A 2,023-nucleotide genomic window follows, 5' to 3' on the forward strand; every position below is an offset into this window, starting at 1 on the left:
ATTGGGCACTTTTTGGAGAATTTGCGCCATTCTATCCAAACCCATGCCGGTGTCAATGTTCTTGTTTTGCAGTGGCGTTAAATTCCCGGAAGCATCTCGGTTATATTGCATGAACACGAGGTTGTAAAACTCGATGAACCGGGAATCATCTTCTAAATCTATATTTTCGTCACCGCGTTCTGGGTGAAAGTCATAATAAATTTCGGAACAAGGGCCACAAGGGCCAGTGGGGCCAGATACCCAAAAGTTATCATCTTCGCCCAAGCGTTTAATTCTCGCTATCGGTACACCGATTTGATCGCGCCAAATTCCAAAAGCTTCATCATCATCTTTAAAAACGCTGACAACCAGATTTTGGGGGGAAAAGCCAAAGACTTGTGTAGAGATTTCCCAACCCCAAGCGATCGCTTGTTCTTTAAAATAATCACCAAAGCTGAAATTACCCAGCATCTCAAAAAATGTATGATGCCGTTTGGTGCGTCCGACATTTTCGATATCGTTGGTACGGATACACTTTTGCGAAGTCGTGGCCCGCTTAAATTCTGGTGTCCGTTGCCCTAAGAATATCGGCTTAAATGGTAGCATCCCCGCGATCGTCAGCAGCACGGTTGGGTCTTCTGGCACGAGGGAGGCACTTGGAAGAATTTGGTGTTCCCGTTTAGCAAAGAAGTCGAGAAATATGTTGCGAATTTCGTTACCGCTTAGGTACTGGGGATTTGAAGACATAGGTGTTTTTAACTTTAGGCTTGGGCGCAGCGGCACTGGGTAAGTGTATTTTCATCAATAGCTTTATATATTCTTGCATTTTGTTTCATATTACTGCCAGCAAATTGTGCCAGTCGGTAAGCAAAATGCAGAGATTAGGACGCTTTTATACCGTTATCTAACTCTAGTGGGATGCATAATTGGGTTTTAATGGTTAATATTAATCCTTAAGAAATAATTTAAATTTTCCATACTGGGGTAACAAATGGCACTAAAACTGAAGGTATCAAATATTGCTTGTGAGGGATGTGCAGATACAATTACTGAGTCTATACACGTTATGGAACCCGATGCCAAAGTGGATATAGATGTTAACGCTAAAACTGTCATAGTAGAATCCGCAGCTTCAGAGGAGTCAATCAAACAGGTAATTGTTGCTGCTGGTTACACAGTTGAAGGTTACTGATCGGTTCTAGCTTGTCACAGAAGTTTAGATTTTAATATCTCAGGCAACGCTAAAAAAATTACATTTTTTCTACCCTTCTACGCGCGGAATCTAACTAATTTCCGCACATTCGGGGCAAATTTTGACATCAACTTTTTTATTTATCTTTTTTTCTCAATCTATGTGTTGCAGCAAACAAAACAAGATGTGAATTAACTAAACAAATAAACAGTTATAAAGCGTAGGCAAAGACATTTTCTTTCTCCTACCAAAACCTTGTGAATCAAAGATTCACATTTCACTTAAATTGTGAATCTTTTACCATAGAAATCCGCTCTGCAATTGTAGTGTATGTTAGTGACAGAAATCTACTGCCCATAGTAGGAGGGAGTTTTGCTGTCTATTTAATGTGCATTATTTTTTGCAATTCCACTCCTACCCTGATACTTGATAAAAGCCTGGTTAGCAAAGAGAAAGGCTTGAATGTTCTATGGGAAAGAACATTTTTAATTCAACGATAAAATTTGGGTTTTTATAATTGGATGAACAAACTTTATATTTTCTTTATTTTTCTACTTGAAAAGAAATTTAGCTGCCAAATCCGACGGTTCTTAGAAGCTATTTATTTGGGTAATTTCATCAGAAAATAGCACTTAAGAAACTATAGCAATCATTTTTATACATCCATATAATATTCAGTATTTTTACTGTTTGAAAAACAAAGTGTAAAGAAGACATTAGTTGTCAGAAGGGGATATTTCAGACAATGTAGTAGTAAATCTAAAGCCGAAAAAGGAGATTTAACTTGGAAAAATAGTGTAATTTTGGCGTTTTAAAAAATATATAACAAAAAAATAACTCAGCCTAAAACAT

Annotated in this window: 2 protein-coding genes; one reads left to right on the forward strand and one right to left on the reverse strand. The window is 37.5% G+C overall.

The features are described from left to right. A partial coding sequence (locus RRG12_RS43495; protein ID WP_420763314.1) for an alanine--tRNA ligase-related protein occupies window positions 1–726 on the reverse strand: 726 nt, incomplete at its 3' end. 244 nt (window positions 727–970) lie between these two features. Between RRG12_RS43495 and RRG12_RS43500 the strand changes: the two genes are divergently transcribed. Beyond that, the gene (locus RRG12_RS43500; RefSeq protein WP_069067838.1) at window positions 971–1,171 is read left to right on the forward strand and encodes a heavy-metal-associated domain-containing protein; all 201 of its coding nucleotides are present in this window, start codon (window positions 971–973) and stop codon (window positions 1,169–1,171) included. Window positions 1,172–2,023: the final 852 nt, after the last annotated feature.

It is taken from the genome of Nostoc sp. CALU 546, from assembly GCF_048836525.1.

What these genes read in the sequence shown, in the direction of transcription:
- RRG12_RS43500 (WP_069067838.1), top strand. Translation starts at nt 971, where the DNA reads ATGGCACTAAAACTGAAGGTATCAAATATTGCTTGTGAGGGATGTGCA.